The sequence below is a fragment of the Paenibacillus violae genome, assembly GCF_032461945.1.
In the GTDB taxonomy this organism is placed as follows: Bacteria; Bacillota; Bacilli; order Paenibacillales; family NBRC-103111; genus Paenibacillus_E; species Paenibacillus_E violae.
The window spans coordinates 242,758-258,982 of sequence record NZ_JAWCUD010000004.1 but is presented as its reverse complement, the minus strand read 5'-3'; the positions used below and the strand labels follow the sequence as shown (position 1 = coordinate 258,982).

Here is a 16,225-nt window from a genome sequence, read left to right as displayed (position 1 = left end):
GAAAGGAAGGCAGAGTTCACTCGTAGAAGGGGCTGATCGTTGTGGGCAAAATACAAATATCCTCAAAAGGGATCGAAAAAACGCTTCGTAAATTTGATTATTTGCAGGCGATTTCCGAATATATTTGGAACGGCTTCGATGCGCAAGCTACAGTGGTAGACGTTAAACTTCATTTAAACGTGCTCGGCGGTGTTGACCATATCGTAATCTCGGATAATGGTTACGGGATTGATCGGCGTGAATTGGAACGGAAATTCACGCCTTTTTTTGAGTCGGAGAAGCAGATAGATCCAGAGAAGCGGACAAGAACCACATCGGCGATGCACGGTAAAAATGGGATCGGCCGATTAACCTTTCATCGGTTTGCTTCTGATGCGACATGGAAAACGACTTATGCAGACGGCTTATTGAAAAATACGTATACCATTCAAATTAACGCGAATCATTTGGACGCCTACGAGGTTTCGAGAATCAAACTGACAGATGGAGAGGCAGGAACGAGTGTCACGTTTCACAACATCATGCAGGATTTCATTCTTGAGGATTTGTCGGCATATCTATGCAAGGAATTTGGCTGGTTTCTGGAGCTTCATGCGGACAAAGATTTCGATCTTCGTCTGGATGGCCAATCGCTGGATTATTCGAGTCTGATCGGGGAAAAAGAGTGCTTTGACCTCGTACATGCCGGCAGCCAAACAGCGTTTCAAATTAAATTTGTCCGTTGGCAAGACCGGATAAACCACGAATATTCCAAGCTGTATTTCATCGACTCCCATTTGGAAGAAAAGTATAAACAGCCTACCACCTTTAATAATAAAGGGGATTCCTTTTACCATAGTGTCTACATTCAAAGCAAACTGTTCGACTACTTTGATTTTGAGAGCGATGATCAAAGCGGTCAGCTCGAAGCGGCTTTTGGTGTGAGCAAAAAAAGCGACGCTTTTCAATTTCTGTTGGAAGAAATCAATGCATTTATTAAGCAGAAAAGAAAGCCCTATTTAGAAATACTGTCTGACCATGTCATTCAAGAATTTGCGGAAGCGAAGGCTTTTCCGGATTTCACGGACGCTCCTGAGGACACACGGAAGAAAAATGAGCTGGAATCCGTCATCCGGGAGCTCTGTCAGCTGGAACCAAGAGTGTTCGCTAGATTAAATGTGGAACAGAAGAAACTGATGGCGCATCTGATCCACTTGGCGATGGGCACGGCAGAACGAAAACGCTTGTTGGAGGCGTTATAAGAGCTTAGGCGCTTTATGACCGCTGCCGATTCCGATACTCCGAAGGAGAGATGCCATAATACAGAGTGAACTGCTTGCTGAAATGGTGGATAGAAGAGTACCCCAGATCCTCGGCGATGTCAGTAACCGATCGTGCGCTCTCTTTTAATGCGGCAGCGGCTTGCTTCATGATGACAGAAGTCCAATAGGCCTTGGGCGACAGGCCTGTGGCTTGTTTGAATAGCTGATGGAATTGTGTTTTCTTTAGCTTGCATTGTTCCAGCCAGGATTCATAACTGGACTCCATATAGGCTTTCTGGTGAATGTTATCGAGCAGAGGTTTAATCCGGAAATCAATAAACGGCATGTAAGTGTGCAGTTGAACAATTTTTAGCAGTAAGGCTTGGAGAAGGCTTTTGCCGATTACGTCTGAATAGGGGGCAGCATTCTGATGCTGCTCTACGACTAGGGCGAACAGGTCGGTAATGGCGCTTTGATGCTGGAAATGCAGCAGATTAGGCAAGGTGTCCAGGTCAGGATTCGGCTCCATAGCCGTTAACAAGTGAGGATCGAAGTCGGCTTCTTTCCAAACAAGATGTTTTTGCCCAGCGTCCAGGCGCGTAGCCCATAAGTCGCAATAAATGTTATAGGTCGATAACGCATGTGCAGCATCAGAATGGAAGGAATGTTGGAGCTTAGGCGGAAAATAAAGCAGATCACCTTTGGCGATGGAGAAGGTTCCTGTTGGAAGGGTAATGGCTCCTTTGCCACCGGTCACGAGGTGGAAGGCATAACAATAACCTAAACGGAAAGATTCGCTGTCATTTTTCGTGTAAGGAAAGCGGTAGTGGTGGGCGGTTCTTATCGATGGATTCATCGCTGTCAAAATCGGCATCAGACGGTCTCCCTTTGCTAGCAGGTTGTCATTTCATTGTATGTCATAATGTTCTGGTTGAAAAGAAATAACCGGAAGAATTGATCAATCCTTGAACAGCCGGATAAATACGTTTTAACTCAAAGATGCTAAATTTATAAGTGTAGATCAACTTTGAGGAGGAATGAACACAATGAACGTGAATCAAGTCGGCGGAAGTTTGAGCAAAGAGCAAGTTGATTTTTATAACACGGAAGGATATCTCGTAATTCCAAATTTGCTTCAGGAAGAAGATCTCGCGCAGGCAATTGAAGCGATGACGACGAAGGTCTCGGCCATTGCGGAGGAGCTTGTGCAGGCTGGGCTCATTCATGACAAATTAGAAGATCGCCCTTTTAAATATCGTTTGGCTGAATTGTTCAAAGATTTGACGGCGGAGCATTTCCTGAAATATGGGCGCAGCTGGCGAGACAGGATTCCAGGTTATTTTCACTTAATGAGCAATCCCAAAATTTTGGATGCGGTTGAATCGTTAATCGGCGGCGAACTGTTTTCCAATCCGGTCTATAACACACGACCAAAAATACCAAAGGTGGCCGCAGGCGCAGTACCCTGGCACCAAGATAAATCCTACTGGCCTGATGCCAATTCCAATCCCGTGATTACGGTTTGGATTCCGCTTGTTGATGCGAATGAGATTAACGGTTGTCTGCATATTAAACCGCGCACGCACCGTAAGCGCTTACTGAAGTGGCACCGGGAAGAGGATACAGGAACAGGATACACGGCTTTGCATGAAAGCCAATTGGGCAAAACAGAGACTGTCGTTCTACCGGTATCCGCAGGAAGCGCAATCCTGTTTAATGACCGTTGCCTGCACATGTCAACGCCTAATTTATCCGATGAGGTACGTTGGAGTGTAGACCTGCGTTATCAGCCTACTGACCAAGACCCGATGCCGGGTCATGGAGCGGGATTCCTGGCGAGAAGTTACAAATATCCCGATCGCGTTGCGACTTTAGAGGATTGGCTGGTAAATCGGATGGAACATACCCCCGGATCCCCAGTCTAGTCCATCAAGCAGTATCGATCTTCCCGAAATAAGGAGCTGGCTCTTGCTGAGCCGCTCTTTTTTGTGTGTTCGACATTATCCATGAAATGGAAAATCAATTTTTACCCTTACAAGGAAAGGAAAATGCCGAAGAACATAGAATTGTTACTAAAAACACATGCGTTTATTGATAGGGTGAGGACTAACAACATGGATAAAAGGGTACAGAGTAAACCAATACCGACAAATTGGATGCAGCAAATTAACCAACTATTCGACCTTTGCTTTCACCATACAAATGCCAGCATCGCAGTTATTGATCTTGAAAATCACATTTTGCAGGTGAACAAAGCGTATGAAGACATGTATGGGTGGACGAATGATGAGGTTTATGAAAAGTGTTTAAAGACCGTTCCCTTATACGAAGTTGACCGAGTAAGAAATATTCATTCCCGTGTAATTGACCATGATCAGGCTGAGAGTTATGAGACGCATAAGCTTCGCAAAAATGGCGATTCTTTTTTTGCCAGCATGACGATATCCCCGCTGAAGGACAACGAAGGCCGCATTTTTGCGTTAGTGGAAGTAGCTAGAGACATTTCTAATCGAAAAATGGAAGATGTGAAGCTGAAAGAAAGCGAAGAACGCTATCGCAATTTGGTCGAACATTCACCGGAACCCATTATTGTATACAGTGAATCTGTTATCGTATATGCAAACCCTGCCGCATTAAAGCTGGTAGGTGCTGAAAGTGAAAACCAGCTTCGAGGGAAGTTAGCCAAAGAATTTATTCATCCGGATGAAAGAGACGAGCTTCAAGCGCAGGTAGAGGATTTACTGAAAACCAAGAAGCCTACGGATATTATTGAGAAGAAGTTGGTAAGGCTGGACAACCAACTGATCAATGTCGAAATCAGAGCCGTTCCGGTTGAATATTTGGGCAAGCCGTCGGTTCAATTATTATGCAGAGATATTACACATAAAAAAGTGATGGAAAGCATCGTTCGCGAACGGGATGAAGAGTATAGGCGTATGATTAAATTGCTCCCTGAGCCGATCCTTGTGCATCAGGAAGGCATCATTTGTTATATCAATGATATCGGGTTGAAGCTGTTAGGGGCGGTAACGCAGAATGAGGTTATTGGTAAAAGCGTTATTGAGTTCATACACCCTGATTTTCATGAGATTTTTAAAGAGAGAGTCAAGTCCGTTGAGTTCGTCGATAAATATATACCATTTATTGAACTGAACCTGTTAGGACTGCACGGAGATCGTATTGCCATTGAGGCTTCATCTGTCGTACTTCATAAATATTTGGAACGTCCTGTTATCCAGACGGTGCTAAGAGATATCACCGAACGCAAGACAGCGGAAGAGATGCTGCTCCAATCGGAAAAACTCTCCGTAGTCGGACAATTAGCGGCAGGAATCGCGCATGAAATTCGAAATCCCTTAACCTCACTTGTAGGGTTTCTAAAGCTTATCAAGTGCGCTCCTGCCCAAAAAATCGTCGAGTACACAGATATCATGTTGGTAGAATTAAATCGAATCAACAGCATTGTAAACGAATTCATGCTCATTTCGAAGCCGCAAAGAAGCAGATTTGAAGATAAAAACGTTGGTGACATTATCGATAATGTGGTCTCTTTGCTTCAGCCTCAGGCACTCTTGCATAATGTCGAGATTGATTTTAATCGGATGAACGATGACGTACATATGGTTAAAAGCGATGAAGGCCAGTTGAAACAGGTCTTTATCAATTTGTTGAAAAATTCCGTGGAGGCCATGCCAGGCGGCGGAATTATTCAAATCGCTATTCAACGTCTAGGAAATAAGAAGATGTTGATTAAGCTCAAAGACAATGGGATTGGGATTGCTGAGGAGCTCATACCTAGACTGGGTGACCCTTTTTTTACGACAAAAGAAGAAGGAACCGGGCTCGGACTCATGGTTTGTTACCGGATTATTGAAGCGCACCATGGGAGCATGAGGATTCAAAGCAAGCTGGGAGTAGGGACAGTCATTGATATAGAACTCCCTTTTGTGCTATAAAAAGCGTGCTTTCAACGTCTTTTTCATCTTGAAATAAAATTTCACAAATTCTTCAAAACATGTCGACAAAGTTTTACAAACTTCTGCGGAATCATGATTTATAATAAAGACACTAACGAAACTGAACAGAATTGGTGTGAACTGTTGAGATGGAACTTTTGTTGCAGAAAATTGAAGCATTACGCATGAAGATGATAGAGGAAGCCGAGCGTCACGGCTGTTTTACCCATGAAAAGGTCGTTGCGATTAGCCAACAATTGGATGAATATATTATCCGATATTACGTGCTGAAATAACCAATCGGCAGGTTGACGATTAGACATCGTGGTGATAATATGGGATTAATCCAAGTGATTAACTTGGTTTAAGTGAAGCAGTTTGACCGACCGTAGAAAACGGAGGCGATCCTTTGAGGGATTGCCCTTTTTTTTTAATACCAACAGACAGGGAGATGTGAATATGAGTATTGGACAAAGACGTCTTGGCCGATCAGGATTGCGCGTTTCGGAGGTAAGTCTGGGCACGATGGCTTTCGGCAGATGGATCGGGGAGAAGGAATCTGCAGAAGTGCTGGACACGGCGCTTGATGCGGGAATTACCCTTATTGATACAGCTGATGTGTATGGCTCTGGGATGGACAAGGATAACCCGCTTGAAACCGGCGAGTCCGAAACGATTCTCGGCAACTTGCTTGGTGCGCGCCGCCATGAAATCGTGCTCGCGACCAAAGTTCACGGACGTGTCGGACTAGGCCCGAATGATGCTGGTCAAAGCCGATACCATATTTACCGTGCTGTTGAAAATAGTCTTAAACGATTGAAAACCGATTATATTGACTTGTACCAAGTACATAGATTCGACGAACAAACACCGCTCGAAGAAACGTTGCGCGCGTTGGACGACCTTGTTCGTCAAGGAAAAGTTCGCTACATCGGCGCCTCGAACTATGCGGCGTGGCAGATCGCCAAAGCTCATGGCATCTCTGCACTGCAGCGGCTTGAACGCTTCGAGAGCGTTCAGCCGGAATACAGCCTGATTGCACGCGGAATCGAGCAGGAGCTGTTGCCTTTCGCCATCTCGGAAGGCGTAGGCGTTATCGTGTACAGCCCGCTGGGACGCGGACTTTTGACGGGGAAATACGCCTACGGTCAGCAACCGCCTGCAGGAACTCGTGGCGCTGCCAATGAGAAGCGGCTGCAAGTGCTGCTGGAGCAAGAGCGGCATTTCCACATTGTGGAGCAGTTGAAACCAATCGCAGCTCGGAAGGGTTGGACGCTTGCTCAGCTAGCGCTGAGCTGGGTTCTGAGTACGCAGGGAGTCACATCGGCGATTCTGGGTGTGTCCAAACCGCATCACATTACGGATATTTTGCCAACGGTTGCTGAGAAGTTAACTCAGGAGGAACTGAAAGAGCTCGATGCGGTGACGAGAAATCCCCAAGCGAATCTAGTTAGAAATTAAGACAGTGAATAGAGGGCTGCTCCAGGAAGGTGATCTTCTGAGGAGTGGCCCTTTTTGTGCTGACTCTAGGAATAACACAAGTGGACCTAAAAAAAACGCTACAGGGATAGGAAGAATTTAACTATAATGAACATTGTTAAGCGCTTACACGGAAATAAACGCTAGTATTCGAACATGAAAGGAGGTCACCTAGGCCTGCAGCACAAAAGTCATTGTTCGCCTTCAGATTGCCTCACACTGATTTTCTGAATGAACAGCATTGCGTACTGCTTCGAACTCAGAACACAAAAGTTGACCATTAACTAGGAGGATTATTATGCGAAAAAAAATGCTAAAACCCATTCATTACTTAGTAATGCTTTCCTTGCTGTTGTCAACCGCATTAATTTTCAGCAATGTTACGTCGGTAACAGCCGCATCCATTGCGATCACTAATCCTGGCTTCGAAAGTGATGCAACAGGATGGACGAAGGTTGGCTCCGCTGCGATCTCAACGAGCGATCATCACTCGGGTACTCGTTCGGCCAAATCCACAGCTAGCGGTGGCGGTTATCAGCAAACCATATCCGGTCTAACAGCGAACACCGATTATACGTTGAAAGCCTGGATTTTGGGTCAAGGCGTTATTGGCGCTAATACCTTTGGCGGCAGCGAAGTTACGGCTGGCGGCAATACCTCAACTTGGACGCAATTTACCGTCAACTTTACGACAGGGGCGACGAATACCAGCGCCGTAATTTTCACTAGAAGCACGGGCTCTTCCGATGTACGCTTTGATGATTTTACCCTTGACAGCGGCACTGGCTCGACGCCAACTCCTACCGCAACGCCAACAACCACACCAACACCGACGCCACCTACAACTCCAACACTTCCATCTGATGTCCTATACTTGAAAAATTGGAAAATCACTTTGCCGATTCCGAAGCAATCCGGCTCGACTAGTCCACTAGAAGTATTACAACCAGCGTTAAATACGTATTCCATCGACCCTTGGTTTAAAGTTGTGCACGATGCGGATGGCTATGCCGTTCAATTTCGCGCGAACCATGGCGCTGTGTCAACATCAGGGTCCAGCAATCCTAGAAGTGAGCTGCGCGAGATGAAAGATAACTATACGACTGGAGATTCCAGCAATCAGATGTCTTGGGGTAGTAATGACGGGAAAACACATACGATGTATATTAAGCAAAAAGTGACGCATCTGACAACAGTTAAACCGCAAACGGTCGTTGGCCAAATTCACGATGCCAATGATGATGTGACTGTCTTCCGTGTCGAAGGCAATAATCCTGGCGGCGTTTCCACGACAGCAAAAATTTACATTACAGACGGGGATAATACGCATGGTTATTTGCTCGACAGCAATTATACGCTGGGAACTTTATTTACGGTTAAAATCATTGTAGCGAATGGAGTCATTTCCTATGAATACAACGGTCAAACTGTGCCTTACACGCAAACGAAAAATGTAACAGGGTGTTTCTTCAAAATTGGAAACTATACGCAATCCAATGATTCAACTGCGCCTGGTGAAAGTCCGGATGCCTATGCGGAGAACTGGGTGTACGACTATTCGGTCACACATCAATAAGCTGCTACTGGTCCGGTGTGTCTTTGAAAAGTGTAGCGCAAAATTGACTAAGACTCATACCCGTTTTTCGCTTGAAAATTTTCCCGAATGCATGGATATTCGTGTAGCCCACCTCATTGGCAATTTCGCCAAATGATTGCCCGGATTGAAGCGCCAGTTCCTTGGCCTTCTCCAATCGGACCCAGACCAAATATTGCACGGGTGACATGCCAAATGCGGTGCGGAATTGCGTAATAATGTAATTGCGGCTCCAGCCGGTCAATTTCTCCAGGTCTTGATGCGTAAATCCAACCTGCAAGTGGTTGGAGATATAGTTGCGTATAAGAATGAGCTTCGCTTTGTTAGCATCTTCTTTCTTCGAAGGGCTGACAGCGAGCTCTTTTTTTTGCTTGGACATTTGAAGTAAAACCTGTGTCAGCAGGCTTTGACAGAGAAAGTGGTCTGTTACCTCAGGCATCCGGTAATGGTGTACAAGTTCAGTCAGCTTATGCTCGATAGTGTGATTTTGGTAATTCCCCATGTAATGAGGACCGGTTTCATTGGAAGCATCCAGAATTTGTTGAACGGGGAAACCGGATTCGCCGAAATGGAAAACAATCGAGATGCAGACATAAGGCTCGTTCGGGCGGGTGGTGACGTAATGGGGCTCGTTCGGTCTGTGAAAGATCAAATCCCCACGTTCCGTAACATAATCATGCCCGCTAATATGATAGTCTGCAACTCCTTCAACCACATATTGCAGTTGATATTGCTTCAACGAGCGTGGTTTCAATTTCCAGCCGTTAGGGGCATGGAACATATGGGCAAGCGTAATATACGGCGGGAAATAATACTGCTTTAACTGTTCGAGCGTTTCGCTTGGCTCCATAAAATAAAGCTTAGTCGTCATCGTTCGCCTCCGCATGATCCGTCCAAGTGCCTAATTCCATTATACAAATTTATGGGAATTTGCCATAGTGTGATTTTGGTAACCATTTTGTTACTTTGGGATAAATACTTCCGTAGGGTGGGTCTGTACAATGAAAGCATAATCATCAAGGAGAAGGAGGCGCTCAGATGTCTTCAGCCAATGGAAGAAGAGATTACAGCCTTACAGGCAAGGAGAATCAGCGAGCACAAGATAGGGGCCTTGTCACCACCGAATGGTACACGTCTCCTATTCCTCGTCAGAGGATGAAGGAGTTAATGAAACGTAAAGACGGGCCGGCGATCCGGGATACCCTTATTTTATTCGCGCTTCTCATCGGCACTGGCATCCTTGCCTATTATTCGTGGGGAACGTGGTGGGCTGTTCCAGCATTTTTTATCTACGGCACCTTGTACGCATCCCCGGGAGATTCGCGTTGGCATGAGTGCGGGCATGGGACGGCTTTTAAAACACCTTGGATGAATGAAGTGGTGTATCAGATTGCTTCCTTCATGGTGCTGCGGTCTGCAACACCATGGCGCTGGAGCCACACGCGTCACCATAGCGATACGTACATTGTGGGGCGTGACCCCGAAATTTTTATGGAAAGACCACCGATCTGGCGCATTCTTTTTATGGAGATTCTTCATCTGTACGGCGGGCCGAAAGAAATAAAACGTTTTTTTCTCCATTGTGTTGGGAAAGTGGATCGTACGGAAAATGAGTACATCCCCCTATCAGAGCGCCCCAAAGCATACCTGGAAGCACGCATATACCTGCTTATTTTAGCCTCTGTTACCGGGCTTGCGATTTATCAAATGAGTTTCCTGCCGCTTATGTTTATTGGCCTGCCGACATTCTATGGTACATTGCTGATGCTGTTATTTGGATTATCGCAGCATTTGGGGCTGCATGAAGATGTCTTGGATCATCGTTTGAATACGCGCACGGTATATCTGAATCCCGTGTTTAGATTTCTCTACTGGAATATGAATTATCATGTTGAGCATCATATGTTTCCGATGGTGCCTTATCATGCACTTCCTGCGCTTCATAATGAAATGCTGGGGGATTGCCCGAAGCCGTGCAGCAGTCTAGGCGCTGCGCTCAAAGAAGTCATGAACGCGCTCATCAAACAGGGCAAAGATCCATCCTTTACGATCGTTAAGCCGCTGCCGAGCACGGCGCGTCCTTATTACTATGGTCCGGCGAAAACGTCCGACCCCAATGAACTGAAAAGCACGGGCACGAAACCTGCAAGGACCGGAGGAATGACACATGGCGCCTGATGAGTGGATTGAAGCATGCAGAGCGGACGAAATTGAACAGGAAGACGTGATCCGCTTTGATTATAGCGAGCGTTCCTTCGCGATATACCGAACGGATCGAAACGACTACTATGCGACGGAGGGGTTTTGCACACATGGGAAGTTTCACCTGTCAGAGGGACTTGACATGGGAAACATCATCGAATGTCCGAAGCATAACGGGAGATTCGATGTGATTACCGGTCAGGCGAAGAGGGCGCCGGTATGTATTGATTTGAAAACATATCCAGTGAAAGTAGAAGCGGGGAAAGTTTTCATTAGGCTCTGAGAGGGGAAGAGAGCATCGGGTTTTGGGAGGAGAATGCTATGAAAGACAGGAATGCAGCGAAGGTTCAGACAGGAACGTATAAAGAGCACTTCTCTCTTTCCATAGAAAATGAGACGCTCAAAATAGAACTCATCCCGCAGCTCGGAGGGAAGCTGGTTTCCATGATGTATAAGCCAACTGGAAAACAGTGGCTGCTTGATTCAGGTGCGCGTCCTCTCAGGCAGCCGGAGTTTGGCTCAACCTTCACGGATTGGGATATGAGCGGTTGGGACGAATGTTTTCCAACCATTCTTGCCTGTCCTTCCGGCGGAGATGAACCTATTCTCCTGCCGGATCATGGAGAACTTTGGTCGCTTCCAGGAAGCTGTCAGATCGAAGAGGGGACTGTTAATTGTACGATCGTAAGCCCGCAGCTGTCCTACCGGTTTTCAAGGCGAATATCATTGGCGGACACAGACAAAGTCAAGCTGTCGTATCGCGCCGAGAATGAGGGGGATAAACCAATCCCCTTCCTGTGGGTCCCGCATCCTCAGTTTGCGATTACAGAGCAGACACGCCTTCTTCTTCCTGACTCTATGGAGCGTATGTTGTGTGTTTTTGGAGGTGAAAAACTTACAGCCGGCAATTCCTATTCCTGGAAGGAAGTCTCACGGCTTACACCCGAGGCATCTGGAGATGCACGCAAGTTTTATTACGATGGGAAAGTAACGGCTGGATGGTCGGGTTTGTATGAAGAAGTAAGCGGTAATTATTTCATTATGTCTGTATCGGCTGACAAAGTTCCCTATATCGGCATTTGGATTGACGAAGGTATGATTAATGATCGAGTTACGTGTGCATTGGAGCCAAGTATCGGCTATTACGATTCGTTGGAGACGGCGATAAACAATGGAACGGCGCAGGTCATTCCGTCAAAAGGTTGCTTCGAATGGGAAATGGAGCTTTCTTTTGGTGTCGGTGAGTGGCTAAAGGCCGTTCAACCGTAGATGTATGGATAAAATGCCTACAGAAAGCGTAGGCGTGAGTGTGGATACAACTTTGTTACGCGAAGCTGTATACTTCACTGGGCTTGTCTCATATAATGGAAATAGATGGAATGGTTATTTGGTCTGCCTATTTATATGTTTGTGAAAGCGTTTCCCCTATGCAAAAAATGATGAATGTTCCACGGATGTTCGAACGACGAAAGTGACATTTCAATTTTGGGAGGAATACGAAGATGACAGGAAACAGAGCAGTCGTTTATAACAAACCAGGCAGTGTAGAAATCCGGGATACAGCTTATCCGGATCTTATTTTACGTGATGGTCCAGGCGTGAATCCGCTAAATGTGGGACGTAAATGTGAACATGGCGTCATTCTGAAAGTTGTCACGACGAACATTTGCGGCAGCGACCAGCACATGGTCAGGGGCAGAACGACGGCGCCGTCGGGTCTTATTTTGGGACATGAAATCACAGGCGAAGTCATTGAGGTTGGTCGGGATGTGGAGTTTATCCAAAAGGGGGATCTGGTCTCCGTTCCGTTCAATATCGCCTGCGGACGCTGCCGTAATTGCAAAGAGCGCCATACGAATGTATGTCTGAATGTGAATCCGGATCGTCCAGGCTCTGCTTATGGCTATGTGGATATGGGCGGTTGGGTAGGAGGGCAGTCCGAATACGTCATGGTACCCTACGCTGATTTTCAATTGCTGAAATTTCCTGACAAAGCGCAAGCGATGGAAAAAATTCTTGATCTAACGATGTTATCCGATATTTTCCCAACGGGCTACCATGGTGCAGTTAGCGCCGGTGTTCGTCCTGGCTCGACCGTATACGTTGCCGGTGCGGGGCCAGTCGGTTTGGCGGCAGCACATTCCGCACAACTGCTGGGCGCAGCGGTCGTTATCGTCGGCGATTTGAACGCAGAGCGGCTGGCTCAAGCGAAAAGCTTCGGCTGCGAGACCGTCAATTTGCGTGAGCATGCCAATTTGGCCGAGCAGATCGAGCAAATCTTGGGCACGCCGGAAGTGGATTGCGCGATTGACTGCGTCGGCTTCGAAGCTCATGGACATGGCAAGGCGCAGGGTGAGGCACCGGCGACTGTGCTTAATTCCATCATGGAGGTTACGCGTGCGGGCGGCAGTCTGGGTATTCCGGGGTTGTACGTGACAGGCGATCCTGGCGCTGTGGATGAGGACTCCAAAATCGGCACACTGAAAATCCGGTTCGGGCTCGGCTGGGCCAAATCCCATACGTTTGTCACGGGCCAAACGCCGGTCATGAAATACCATCGTGACTTGATGATGGCAATTCTTAGCGGCAGAGCGCAAATCGCGAAAGCGGTGAACGCGACGAAAATCTCCTTAGAGGAAGCGCCTAACGCTTACCAGGAATTTGATCGCGGTGTCTCTCGAAAATTCGTGATCGATCCGCATGGGCTTGTGAGATAGAAGGTTTTGTTGATGACATCCTCAGTCGTTGGACTGGGGGTGTCTTTTTGTGCTTCGGAAAGGCAGGCAGGTTTAAACATGCCAACATCGAAGTATTTAACAGATGAAATTGCATCCTATAGACTACGGAGGTAAGCAAATGAATACATTAAAAGAACCGCTGACGAATAAAGGCCGCAACGTGAGAAGCATCCTTGAAGTCGTCGATATTCATACGGGTGAGCGAACTCAGCTGGCTTATTATGATTACCTGATCGAAGCTCCGAATTGGACGAGTGACGGTAACCGGCTCATTTATAATAGTCTGGGCCGTCTTTATTCTTTTGATATCTTGGAAAGTGAAAGCACGCTAATCGATTCGGGATTCATTGATCATTGTAATAACGATCACGTGCTATCGCCCGACCAAACGCAAATTGCCGTAAGTCATCATACACAGGAAGACGGTCAGTCTCGCATTTACATCGTACCACTGGAGGAAGGGCATCCGGTTCTCGTTACCCCCATGGCGCCGAGTTATTTGCACGGGTGGTCACCAGACGGCAGTGAACTAGCTTACTGTGCAGAACGAAACGGACAATATGACATTTATACAATCCCTGCTGCCGGTGGTGTGGAGAAACAGCTAACGGATAGTCCTGGTCTGAATGACGGCCCAGAATATTCACCCGACGGAAAGCATATATGGTTTAATTCCGTTCGTTCGGGTCTGATGCAAGTATGGCGCATGAACGTAGATGGCAGCGAGCAGACGCAGATGACGTTTGATGAAAGTAACAACTGGTTCCCGCATGTGTCTCCTGACGGTGAGCTTGTTGCGTATATCGCGTATAAAAAAGGCGATGTTGAACCCGGGGACCATCCCCCGAACAAGCAGGTGGAAATACGCTTGATGCCAAGCGGTGGCGGCGAAGCTAGAACACTGGTTCAACTATTTGGCGGCCAAGGCACAATTAATGTCAACTCATGGTCTCCAGATAGCAGCAGGCTGGCGTTCGTCAGCTACGCATTGATTTCACCCGATGCTGGAAAATAAATGTTGAAGCATTTGAAATCCTGTAGTAATATCAAATTAAGCGCTTAACCTCGATGGAGATTAAGTGCTTAAAACAGGAGAGATTAAGCGCTTAATCCCTCGGGATAGCAAAGGAGATCGAGATACCCATGAGCACAATCCGTTTAACGATGGCACAGGCTTTGCTTCGATTCTTGGACAGTCAGTACATATCGGTTGATGGTAGAGAGCAGAAGTTTGTTGAAGGTGTTTTCGGTATATTTGGACATGGCAACGTGACGGGCATCGGTGAAGCGTTGGAACGAAGCGCGGGCAGTCTTACTTATCGGCAAGGTAAAAATGAACAAGGCATGGTGCATTCTGCAATCGCTTTCGCCAAACAGCGGAATCGGCAGCAAATCTATGCCTGCACCAGCTCGATTGGCCCGGGTGCATTAAATATGGTCACAGCCGCAGCAACAGCGACGGTTAACCGCATTCCGGTACTGCTGCTGCCGGGAGACAATTTTGCCTCCAGACAGCCGGACCCCGTGCTGCAGCAATTGGAATCTATTCAGGATTACACGATATCGGCTACGGATGCTTTTAAAACGGTAAGCAAATATTGGGACCGGATCGTCAGACCGGAACAACTGATGACAGCTGCCGTTCAGGCTATCCGTGTATTGACGGATCCGGCCGAGACAGGAGCAGTAACTTTGGCTCTGCCACAGGATGTACAGGCGGAGGCGTATGATTATCCTTTAGCTTTCTTTGATAAGAAAGTCCATTATATCGATCGTCGGCCAGCCGCAGAGGGCGCGATCAAACGTGCAGCGGAGCTGGTGAAAGGCAAGCGCAAGCCGCTCATCATCGCCGGCGGCGGCGTGTTGTATGCTTCCGCTTCGCAGGAGCTTGCTGCTTTCGCCGAAGCTTTCGGCATTCCCGTGGCCGAGACGCAAGCCGGCAAAAGCGCCCTGCCTTGGAACCACCCGCTGCAGGTCGGCGCAATCGGCGTCACAGGGTCGCTGGCAGCCAACCGGCTTGCGCAAGAGGCGGACGTCATTATCGGCGTCGGAACGAGATATTCTGATTTTACAACATCGTCGAAGTCGGCTTTTACCCATCCTGACGTGCAGTTCGTCAACATTAATGTCAGCGGATTTGATGCGGCGAAGTTAAATGGCGTGGGGATTACCGCCGATGCGCGAGAAGGTCTTATTGCCTTGCAGGAAGCGCTTACACAGACCGCCTATAGAACTGCATACGAAAGCGGGGAAATTGACGGCCTTAGACAGCAATGGACCGCTGAAGTGGACCGCTTGTACGCGGCCGAGCATGAGGCTGGACTAGCACAAACTCGTGCATTGGGTGTCATTAACGCCGCGATTGACCCTTCCTCGGTGATCGTGTGTGCGGCCGGCAGCCTGCCGGGTGATCTGCATCGATTATGGCGGCCGGTCGAACCCAAAACCTATCACATGGAGTATGGCTTCTCCTGTATGGGGTACGAAATTGCCGGAGCCTTCGGGGCTGCCCTGGCAGAACCTGAACGCGACGTATACGCCATGGTAGGCGACGGCAGTTACCTGATGATGCATTCCGAGATGGTCACCAGCCTGCAAGAAGGCCGCAAAATAACGGTGCTGCTATTTGACAACCATGGCTTCCAATGCATTCATAACCTCCAAAGAAGCCAAGGCAGTGATGGTTTCGGTAATGAATTCCGCTACCGCACGGAAGCGACAGGCGGTTTGACGGGTGCCTATATGCCTATTGATTTTGCCGCGCATGCTCGCAGTTTGGGGGCTAAAGCTTATAAGGCAAATACGGCTGAGGAGCTTCAGACTGCGCTGCAGATGGCCAAACAGGAGAGTGTAACTACACTCATTGAAATCTCTGTCGTTCCAGGCACGAATACCGATGGGTATGAATCCTGGTGGAATGTAGGCGTACCCGAGGTTTCCGTCTCAAGCAAGGTTGTTGAAGCGCACGAAAACATGAAAGCCCGCATTCAGGCGGTCACGATCATTTAACGAGAG

Annotated in this window: 14 protein-coding genes; 12 read left to right on the top strand and 2 right to left on the bottom strand. The window is 47.6% G+C overall.

The features are described from left to right. Window positions 1-41: 41 nt before the first annotated feature. On the top strand, window positions 42-1,241 hold the full coding sequence (locus tag RQP52_RS15135; RefSeq protein ID WP_315952570.1) for an ATP-binding protein: 1,200 nt from the start codon (window positions 42-44) through the stop codon (window positions 1,239-1,241). A 13-nt stretch (window positions 1,242-1,254) separates the two neighbouring features. Here the strand turns inward: RQP52_RS15135 and RQP52_RS15130 are convergent, their stop codons facing one another. Further along, window positions 1,255-2,115, bottom strand: coding sequence for an AraC family transcriptional regulator (locus RQP52_RS15130; protein ID WP_315952569.1), 861 nt, complete (start codon window positions 2,113-2,115; stop codon window positions 1,255-1,257). Window positions 2,116-2,287: 172 nt separating this feature from the next. Here RQP52_RS15130 and RQP52_RS15125 point away from each other — a divergent pair, with 172 nt between their 5' ends. From RQP52_RS15125 to RQP52_RS15105, 5 genes are all read left to right on the top strand, one after another. Continuing rightward, complete coding sequence (locus RQP52_RS15125; protein WP_315952568.1) at window positions 2,288-3,166, top strand: phytanoyl-CoA dioxygenase family protein; 879 nt, start codon at window positions 2,288-2,290, stop codon at window positions 3,164-3,166. 189 nt (window positions 3,167-3,355) lie between these two features. Then, window positions 3,356-5,197, top strand: a complete 1,842-nt coding sequence (locus RQP52_RS15120) for a PAS domain S-box protein (protein ID WP_315952566.1) — start codon at window positions 3,356-3,358, stop codon at window positions 5,195-5,197. A gap of 149 nt (window positions 5,198-5,346) precedes the next feature. After that, complete coding sequence (locus RQP52_RS15115; protein WP_145657396.1) at window positions 5,347-5,493, top strand: aspartyl-phosphate phosphatase Spo0E family protein; 147 nt, start codon at window positions 5,347-5,349, stop codon at window positions 5,491-5,493. A 163-nt stretch (window positions 5,494-5,656) separates the two neighbouring features. After that, window positions 5,657-6,658, top strand: a complete 1,002-nt coding sequence (locus RQP52_RS15110; RefSeq protein ID WP_315952564.1) for an aldo/keto reductase — start codon at window positions 5,657-5,659, stop codon at window positions 6,656-6,658. Window positions 6,659-6,974: 316 nt separating this feature from the next. Next, window positions 6,975-8,252 carry a polysaccharide lyase family 7 protein gene (locus tag RQP52_RS15105; RefSeq protein ID WP_315952562.1) on the top strand — a complete coding sequence of 426 codons (1,278 nt, stop codon included), beginning with the start codon at window positions 6,975-6,977 and terminating at the stop codon, window positions 8,250-8,252. Between the two features lie 4 nt (window positions 8,253-8,256). Here RQP52_RS15105 and RQP52_RS15100 read toward each other — a convergent pair whose 3' ends face one another. Further along, window positions 8,257-9,141 carry a helix-turn-helix domain-containing protein gene (locus RQP52_RS15100; protein ID WP_315952560.1) on the bottom strand — a complete coding sequence of 295 codons (885 nt, stop codon included), beginning with the start codon at window positions 9,139-9,141 and terminating at the stop codon, window positions 8,257-8,259. A gap of 167 nt (window positions 9,142-9,308) precedes the next feature. On the opposite strand from RQP52_RS15100, the gene RQP52_RS15095 reads away from it, so the two are divergent. From RQP52_RS15095 to iolD, 6 genes are all read left to right on the top strand, one after another. Beyond that, window positions 9,309-10,448: a fatty acid desaturase family protein gene (locus RQP52_RS15095; RefSeq protein ID WP_315952558.1), complete on the top strand. Its 1,140-nt coding sequence runs from the start codon at window positions 9,309-9,311 to the stop codon at window positions 10,446-10,448. After that, window positions 10,438-10,755: a MocE family 2Fe-2S type ferredoxin gene (locus RQP52_RS15090; RefSeq protein ID WP_315952556.1), complete on the top strand. Its 318-nt coding sequence runs from the start codon at window positions 10,438-10,440 to the stop codon at window positions 10,753-10,755. Before RQP52_RS15095 ends, RQP52_RS15090 begins: the two co-directional genes overlap by 11 nt. Before the next feature lie 38 nt (window positions 10,756-10,793). Continuing rightward, the gene (locus RQP52_RS15085) at window positions 10,794-11,741 is read left to right on the top strand and encodes an aldose epimerase family protein (protein ID WP_315952554.1); all 948 of its coding nucleotides are present in this window, start codon (window positions 10,794-10,796) and stop codon (window positions 11,739-11,741) included. A 233-nt stretch (window positions 11,742-11,974) separates the two neighbouring features. After that, complete coding sequence (gene fdhA / locus RQP52_RS15080) at window positions 11,975-13,189, top strand: formaldehyde dehydrogenase, glutathione-independent (RefSeq protein ID WP_315952552.1); 1,215 nt, start codon at window positions 11,975-11,977, stop codon at window positions 13,187-13,189. 139 nt (window positions 13,190-13,328) lie between these two features. Then, window positions 13,329-14,225 carry a TolB family protein gene (locus RQP52_RS15075; protein WP_315952550.1) on the top strand — a complete coding sequence of 299 codons (897 nt, stop codon included), beginning with the start codon at window positions 13,329-13,331 and terminating at the stop codon, window positions 14,223-14,225. 128 nt (window positions 14,226-14,353) lie between these two features. Further along, entirely contained in the window at window positions 14,354-16,219 is a 1,866-nt protein-coding gene (iolD, locus tag RQP52_RS15070) for a 3D-(3,5/4)-trihydroxycyclohexane-1,2-dione acylhydrolase (decyclizing) (protein WP_315952548.1), read from the top strand. Window positions 16,220-16,225: the final 6 nt, after the last annotated feature.

What these genes read in the sequence shown, in the direction of transcription:
- RQP52_RS15120 (WP_315952566.1), top strand. Translation starts at nt 3,356, where the DNA reads ATGGATAAAAGGGTACAGAGTAAACCAATACCGACAAATTGGATGCAG.
- RQP52_RS15130 (WP_315952569.1), bottom strand. Translation starts at nt 2,115, where the DNA reads ATGCCGATTTTGACAGCGATGAATCCATCGATAAGAACCGCCCACCAC.
- fdhA (WP_315952552.1), top strand. Translation starts at nt 11,975, where the DNA reads ATGACAGGAAACAGAGCAGTCGTTTATAACAAACCAGGCAGTGTAGAA.
- RQP52_RS15075 (WP_315952550.1), top strand. Translation starts at nt 13,329, where the DNA reads ATGAATACATTAAAAGAACCGCTGACGAATAAAGGCCGCAACGTGAGA.
- RQP52_RS15095 (WP_315952558.1), top strand. Translation starts at nt 9,309, where the DNA reads ATGTCTTCAGCCAATGGAAGAAGAGATTACAGCCTTACAGGCAAGGAG.
- RQP52_RS15110 (WP_315952564.1), top strand. Translation starts at nt 5,657, where the DNA reads ATGAGTATTGGACAAAGACGTCTTGGCCGATCAGGATTGCGCGTTTCG.
- RQP52_RS15085 (WP_315952554.1), top strand. Translation starts at nt 10,794, where the DNA reads ATGAAAGACAGGAATGCAGCGAAGGTTCAGACAGGAACGTATAAAGAG.
- RQP52_RS15125 (WP_315952568.1), top strand. Translation starts at nt 2,288, where the DNA reads ATGAACGTGAATCAAGTCGGCGGAAGTTTGAGCAAAGAGCAAGTTGAT.
- RQP52_RS15115 (WP_145657396.1), top strand. Translation starts at nt 5,347, where the DNA reads ATGGAACTTTTGTTGCAGAAAATTGAAGCATTACGCATGAAGATGATA.
- RQP52_RS15105 (WP_315952562.1), top strand. Translation starts at nt 6,975, where the DNA reads ATGCGAAAAAAAATGCTAAAACCCATTCATTACTTAGTAATGCTTTCC.
- RQP52_RS15090 (WP_315952556.1), top strand. Translation starts at nt 10,438, where the DNA reads ATGGCGCCTGATGAGTGGATTGAAGCATGCAGAGCGGACGAAATTGAA.
- RQP52_RS15100 (WP_315952560.1), bottom strand. Translation starts at nt 9,141, where the DNA reads ATGACGACTAAGCTTTATTTTATGGAGCCAAGCGAAACGCTCGAACAG.
- iolD (WP_315952548.1), top strand. Translation starts at nt 14,354, where the DNA reads ATGAGCACAATCCGTTTAACGATGGCACAGGCTTTGCTTCGATTCTTG.